Here is a 6,377-nt window from a genome sequence, read left to right as displayed (position 1 = left end):
GGCATGCGCCGACCTGCTGGCAGACGTACCCCGTCGCCAGGCCATGGTGCAGGCGTCGCAGCAACTGCTGCGCGAACGGTTCTCTCCCGCAGCCTGGCAAAGCCGCATGCTCGCCATGCTTGAAAACGTTGCCTGAGCATGGCGGAGATCTCGCGGCAGGAACTGCTCGCGCTGCGGCAGGCCAGCCAGCGCCTTGTGCCAACCGCCCCGCCTGGGGCCTCAAATTTCAAACGCGTCGATCAGGCCGTGCAGTGGTTTGGCGCCGTGCAGGCACAGGAATATGCCCACGCCCGCTGGGCAGTTGGCTCGCGCCTCGCAACCGCTGCGGCCATCACTGACGCGTCGATTGAACAGGCACTGTCCCAACGCAAGGTGGTCCGCAGCTGGGTCCTGCGCGGCACACTGCACCTGGTAGCGGCCGCCGACCTGCGCTGGCTGCTGGCCCTGGCCGCGCCGGCTTTGCTGACCCGCACCGCGGCAGCCTACCGTGAGGTTCAGCTGGATGAGGCGGCCTTCCGCAAAATCCTTCCGGCCCTCCGGCAGTGCCTGGAAGGCGGCCGGCAGCTCACACGCCTGGAACTTTTTGCTGCGCTCGCGCAGCATCGCGTCAACACTGAAGGCCATCGCGGGGGGCGCATCCTGTACCGCGCGGCCCAAGTTGGGCTGATCTGTCTGGGCGATCCGCGCGGCAAGCAGGCCACCTACACACTGCTTGATGAATGGCTGCCTCCCGGACTCGAAGCAGGCAAGGAGCTGCCTCGCGAGGACGCACTCAAACAACTGGCGCAGCGCTACTTTGCCAGCCATGGCCCCGCCACTCTGGCCGATTTTTCCTGGTGGTCAGGGCTGGCCGCCGGCGAAGCCAGGGCGGCGCTGGAGATGGCCGAAGCCGGCCTGGCACAGGCACTGTTTGACGGGAACACCGTGTGGTGGTTCAAACGCACGCCTTTACCGCCGGCTGGCAAGCCCGCGCTTCAATTACTCGCCGGCTTCGACGAATACGTGCTGGGCTACACGGACCGCAAAGCCATCATCGACAGCGAACACGCCGGCAAGCTCATGACGCCCAATGGCCTGTTCCGCCCGGCGCTGCTGGTCGGTGGGCGCGTGGCCGGCACCTGGCAGGCGGAGGTAAAAAAAGGCGCGCTCAGTATCAGCACAGCGCCCTTCGCGCCGCTGCCGCGCGGCAGCGCCGGCGCACTGCGGCTTGCCGCTCAACGCTACGCGGCTTTCACTGGCCTGCCGCTGGCAGAAGTTCACTGACGAAAAGCGCCGGTCTCACAAGGGTTTACCCGGCCGAACTTTATTGCCAAGCGCAAGTCAGCACATTACTCAGGTATAGCATTGCCGGGTGCATTTGACATGCCCCAGCGCTACTATCTCCCAGTCATCCGGCCCATCCTTCCTTCAAATATTGAGGAGCGCATCCATGGCAAAACTGAACGTCAACGGTACCGTGCGTGAGTTTGAAGTGGAGGACGACACACCGCTGCTGTGGGTCATCCGAGAACAGCTCGGGCTCACCGGCACCAAATACGGCTGCGGCATCGCGGCCTGCGGCGCCTGCACCGTGCACATTGACGGCGTGCCTACACGCAGTTGCGTGCGCCCCGTCTCGACGGTGAGTGCGAACGAAAAAATCGTGACTATTGAAGGTTTGTCGCCGGACGGCTCGCACCCCATACAAAAGGCCTGGGTTGCGCTGGACGTTCCGCAGTGCGGCTATTGCCAGTGCGGCATGKTGATGACGGCGGCGGCGCTGCTCAAGGCCAAACCGAACCCGACCGATGCCGACATCAATGAGGCGATGACCAACATCTGCCGCTGCGGCACCTACAACCGCATCCGCGCCGCCATCAAGGTTGTTGCCGCAGGTGGCAACACCAAAAGCGCGGCGCTCGCCATTCAGCACACCGACGGGAGCACGACATGAGCGCCATCCCCCTGCCCTCCGCAAACCCTCTGCGTCTCTCGCGCCGCCGCTTCCTGGCCTCGGGCGCCTCGGCCGGCCTCATCGTCGGTTTTCACATTCCGTTCGCCGGCACGGCGGCGGCCCAGGGCGCAGCCTCGCCGGAGATCAATGCCTGGGTCGTTGTGCGCCCCGACGACACAGTGGTCATCCGCATCGCCCGCTCTGAAATGGGCCAGGGCAGCCTGACCGGGCTCGCGCAACTCGTGGCAGAAGAACTGGAATGCAACTGGGCCAAAGTCACCACCGAATACCCGACACCCGGTCAGAACCTGGCGCGCAACCGGGCCTGGGGCAACTTCTCCACCGGCGGCAGCCGCGGGATCCGTGAATCGCACGACTATGTGCGCAAGGGCGGCGCCACCGCCCGAATGATGCTGGTGCAAGCCGCAGCCGATGAATGGAAGGTGCCGGCGGCCGAATGCACAGCCGCCAGCAGCGTGATTACTCACACGCCATCGGGCCGCAAAACCACCTACGGCAAAGTGACGATTGCGGCAGCCAAGGTGGCGCCCCCCACCGAGGTCAAGCTCAAAGACCCGAAAGACTGGAAGCTCGTGGGCAAGCGCCTGGCAAGGCTGGACACGCTGGACAAGGTCACCGGCAAGCAGGTGTACGGCGCGGACCTGAAACTGCCCGGCATGCTCAATGCGGCCATCAAGGACTGTCCGGTGTTCGGCGGCAAGGTCAAGAGCTTCAATGCCGCCGCGATTGAAAAGCGCCCCGGCGTGAAGAAGGTGCTGGCGGTCGGAGACAGCGCGGTGGCCGTCGTGGCCGACACCTGGTGGCGCGCCAAGACCGCACTCGACGCGCTGCCCATTGAATGGGACAACGGCCCCAACGCTTCAAATTCCAGTGCCGGCGTGGCCCAGATGCTCAAGGCCGGGCTGGACGCGCCCGACGCAGCTGTCGGCAATCAGAACGGCGACGCCAAAGCAGCGCTGGCCTCAGCAGCCAGACGCATCGAAGCGGTGTATTCCTACCCGCACCAGAACCACGCGACCATGGAGCCCATGAATGCGACGGCACGCTGGACGCCCGAGCACTGCGAAGTCTGGACGCCCACGCAAAACGGTGAAGCGGCTCTGGCGGCCACCTCGGAAGCGGCAGGGCTTCCGGCCGGCAAATGTGAGGTCTACAAAATCCACCTGGGCGGCGGCTTCGGGCGGCGCGGCGCGGTGCACGACTGGGTGCGCCAGGCCGTGGACATTGCCAAACAAATGCCGGGTGTGCCGGTCAAGCTGTTGTGGTCGCGCGAAGAAGACATGCTGCACGGCCGCTATCACCCGGTCACGCAGTGCAAGCTGCAGGCCGGACTGGACGCGCAGGGTAACGTCACCGCGCTGCACATGCGCATTTCGGGCCAGTCCATCCTGGCCGGCGTGGCGCCGCAGAACGTGCGCAACGGGCTGGACCCGGTGCAGTTCCAGGGCCTCAACGCACCAGGACCTGAAGCCTCCATTGGTTACAGCTTCCCCAACCTGCTGATCGACCATGCGATGCGAAACCCCAGCGTGCCGCCTGGCTTCTGGCGCGGCGTAAACCTGAACCAGAACACGATTTACCTCGAGTCCTTCATCGACGAAATCGCAGTTGCCACCAGGCAGGACCCGCTGGCCTTGCGGCGCAAGCTGATGACGAATCACCCCAAGCACCTGGCCGTGCTGAATGCCGTTGCCGATCGCGTCAAGTGGAACGTGCCGCCGCCCGACGTCGGCGGCCAGAAGGTCTACCGGGGCCTGGCCCAGACCATGGGCTTTGGCAGTTACGTGGCGGYCTGTGCCGAGGTGTCGGTGAGCAGCGATGGCGTGCTCAAGGTCCACCGCATCGTAGCCGCCACCGACCCGGGCTATGCGGTCAACCCGCAGCAGATCGAGGCGCAGGTCGAGGGCTCCTTTGCTTACGGCCTGTCGGCGGCGCTGTTCGGCGAATGCACACAAAAAGACGGACGTATGGAGCAGGACAACTTCAGCACCTACCCCGTCGTGCAGATGCAGCACATGCCGGCGGTGGAAACCATCATCGTCGCCTCGGGCGGGTTCTGGGGCGGCGTCGGCGAACCGACGATCGCGGTCGCCGCGCCCGCCGTTCTCAATGCCGTGTACGCGGCGACGGGCAAACGTATACGTGACCTGCCGCTGAAGAATCACGACCTCAAGAAAGCATGAACCGGCATGGTGCCATCGCCGGCGGGTTGATGATGCTGGCGCCCTGGACCGGCTTCGCGCAGCAACCCGTCCCGCCGCTGCAGGTTGTTGGCGACGCAATACCCCAGGCGTTGACGACAACGCCCGGAGACGCAGCGCGCGGCCGTGCCATCGTCGCGAGCCGCCAACACGGCCTGTGTCTGCTCTGCCATACCGGCCCCATTCCCGAAGAGCGCTTCCAGGGAAACCTGGCGCCCGACCTGGTGGGCGCGGGCACGCGCTGGAGCGAAGGCCAGCTGCGCCTGCGCATTGCCGACGCGCAGCGCCTGAATCCGGCCAGCATCATGCCCGCCTACTACCGCAACGACGGCCTGGTGCGCGTAGGTACGGCCTGGCAGGGCAAGCCCATCATGAACGCCCAGCAAATTGAAGACGTGGTGGCCTTTCTGCTCACGCTGAAGTGACCTCATGACCACAGCAGGCCGTTTTATTTCTTTTAATCGGCGCCATATTCTGGCGGGCGCGGCCAGCATGGGCCTGAGCGTCGTTTTGCGTCCCGCAGCGGCGCAGGCCGGTGAGCTGGCGGCAGCGGTGGCGGCCTATACCCAAAGCGCTCCGGTACGAGCGGGCAAAATCAAGCTTGATATAGCCGAGCTGGTCGACAACGGCAATGTGGTGCCCATCACCGTCACGGTCGAGAGTCCCATGACGGCGGCCGACCACGTGAAAAGCATTGCCGTCTTCAACGAGAAAAACCCCCAGCGCGATGTGGCCCGCTTCACGCTGGGGCCTCGCTCCGGCAAGGCCAGCGTGACAACACGCATACGCCTGGCTACCTCACAACAGCTTGTGGCCGTCGCACAGATGAGCGACGGCAGCTACTGGTCGCACACCGTCAATGTCATCGTGACCCTGGCGGCTTGTATTGAAGGCGATACGTGAGCCCCCACGGTCGCTCACTTCGTGTAGCTCCCTGCCCCCCAAGGGGGCCGCTGCGCCTGCGGTCTGGCAAAGCCAGTCCCGCGGCCCCTGCTGGCGAAGAAAAGAGCCCCCACGGTCACTCACCGCCTCTCGCCTGCAGTTCCCTGCCTCCTTCGCGGCGTGGCTCTTTGGGAGATCACTGATATGACTCGCACGCTCATCAACGCCCCCGCCAGCGCCATACGCGGTGAAGTCATCGAGATACGCGCGACCATAGGCCACCCGATGGAAACCGGCTTTCGCGCCGGTGAGGACGGCAAGGTCCTGCCGCGCAACATCATCAAGACCTTCAGCTGCCGCTACAACGGTGAACTGATCTTCAGCGCTGAGCTGTTTTCGGCTGTCTCAGCCAATCCCTACCTCGCCTTCCATACCGTGGCGACCGACAGCGGCACGCTGGTGCTTCGCTGGGAAGGCGACAACGGTTTTGCGCAGACTGAAAGCATCAACCTGGCCGTCACGGGATGACGCGCATCCCCGCGGGCCTTTTGTCTTTCGTGCTGGCATGCCATGCCGGCGCACAGACCGCGCCGCCAAAAGACCTTCGCCGTTCAGGCTTTGAGGACATGAGCGCATCCACCCAGGCCATGCAGAAAGACGATGCGCTGAATCCCGGCATGTTGTGGGTCAAGGACGGCGAAGCGCTGTGGAAGCAGCCAACAGGTGCCAACGGAAAGGCGTGCATCAGCTGCCACACAACGCCGGACAGCATGCGCGGCGTGTCGGCGCGATACCCGGCGTTTGACATTCAACTCGGCCGGCCCATCACCTTGAGCCAGCGCATCAATCAGTGCCGCCAGCATCACCAGCAGGCCGCACCGCTGCGCGCCGAAAGCCAGGATCTGCTGAGCCTGGAAAGCTATGTGGCGCTGCAGTCGCGCGGTCTGCCGGTATCGCCGCCCGATGATGCCCGGCTGGAGCCTTTCCGCCAGCGCGGGCAGCAGCTTTTCGCGCAGCGCATGGGCCAGCTCAACCTGTCCTGCGCGCAGTGCCATGACGGTTTGGCCGGCAGGCGTCTGGCCAGCAGCCTGATTCCCGAGGCACATCCCACGGGCTACCCGGTGTACCGTCTCGAATGGCAGACGCTGGGTTCGCTGCAGCGCCGCATCCGCGGCTGCATGAGCGGGGTGCGTGCCGAGCCGTTTGCCTATGGCGTGCAGGAGCTGGTGGAACTGGAGCTTTACCTGAATGCCCGTGCAAAAGGCATGGCAATGGAGACGCCGGGCGTGCGGCCGTGATTTGAGCGGCAGTACTGCGGGTGCTATCAATTACATAGCATA

Annotated in this window: 7 protein-coding genes; all 7 read left to right on the top strand. The window is 64.8% G+C overall.

All coding sequences use genetic code 11. From position 1 onward, the window contains the following. The first annotated feature begins 138 nt into the window (after window positions 1-138). The 7 genes from AC1DWI_RS10920 to soxA all read left to right on the top strand — a co-directional run bounded on the left by AC1DWI_RS10920 (window position 139) and on the right by soxA (window position 6,335). Complete coding sequence (locus tag AC1DWI_RS10920) at window positions 139-1,263, top strand: winged helix DNA-binding domain-containing protein (protein WP_477669279.1); 1,125 nt, start codon at window positions 139-141, stop codon at window positions 1,261-1,263. Between the two features lie 166 nt (window positions 1,264-1,429). Continuing rightward, entirely contained in the window at window positions 1,430-1,933 is a 504-nt protein-coding gene (locus tag AC1DWI_RS10915; RefSeq protein WP_477724824.1) for a (2Fe-2S)-binding protein, read from the top strand. Beyond that, window positions 1,930-4,137, top strand: a complete 2,208-nt coding sequence (locus AC1DWI_RS10910) for a xanthine dehydrogenase family protein molybdopterin-binding subunit (RefSeq protein WP_477724823.1) — start codon at window positions 1,930-1,932, stop codon at window positions 4,135-4,137. Before AC1DWI_RS10915 ends, AC1DWI_RS10910 begins: the two co-directional genes overlap by 4 nt. After that, the gene (gene soxX, locus AC1DWI_RS10905; protein ID WP_477669276.1) at window positions 4,134-4,580 is read left to right on the top strand and encodes a sulfur oxidation c-type cytochrome SoxX; all 447 of its coding nucleotides are present in this window, start codon (window positions 4,134-4,136) and stop codon (window positions 4,578-4,580) included. The genes AC1DWI_RS10910 and soxX overlap by 4 nt, the downstream gene beginning before the upstream one ends. Window positions 4,581-4,584: 4 nt before the next feature. Then, a complete protein-coding gene (locus tag AC1DWI_RS10900) occupies window positions 4,585-5,058 on the top strand; it encodes a SoxY-related AACIE arm protein (protein ID WP_477669275.1) in 474 nt (157 codons plus the stop codon). Window positions 5,059-5,241: 183 nt separating this feature from the next. After that, entirely contained in the window at window positions 5,242-5,565 is a 324-nt protein-coding gene (gene soxZ / locus AC1DWI_RS10895; RefSeq protein ID WP_477669274.1) for a thiosulfate oxidation carrier complex protein SoxZ, read from the top strand. A 98-nt stretch (window positions 5,566-5,663) separates the two neighbouring features. Beyond that, window positions 5,664-6,335 carry a sulfur oxidation c-type cytochrome SoxA gene (soxA, locus tag AC1DWI_RS10890; protein ID WP_477669273.1) on the top strand — a complete coding sequence of 224 codons (672 nt, stop codon included), beginning with the start codon at window positions 5,664-5,666 and terminating at the stop codon, window positions 6,333-6,335. The last annotated feature ends 42 nt before the right edge of the window (window positions 6,336-6,377 follow it).

Source organism: Polaromonas sp. P3_C2 (genome assembly GCF_056402675.1).
This window is presented reverse-complemented; position numbering and strand designations above follow the sequence as displayed.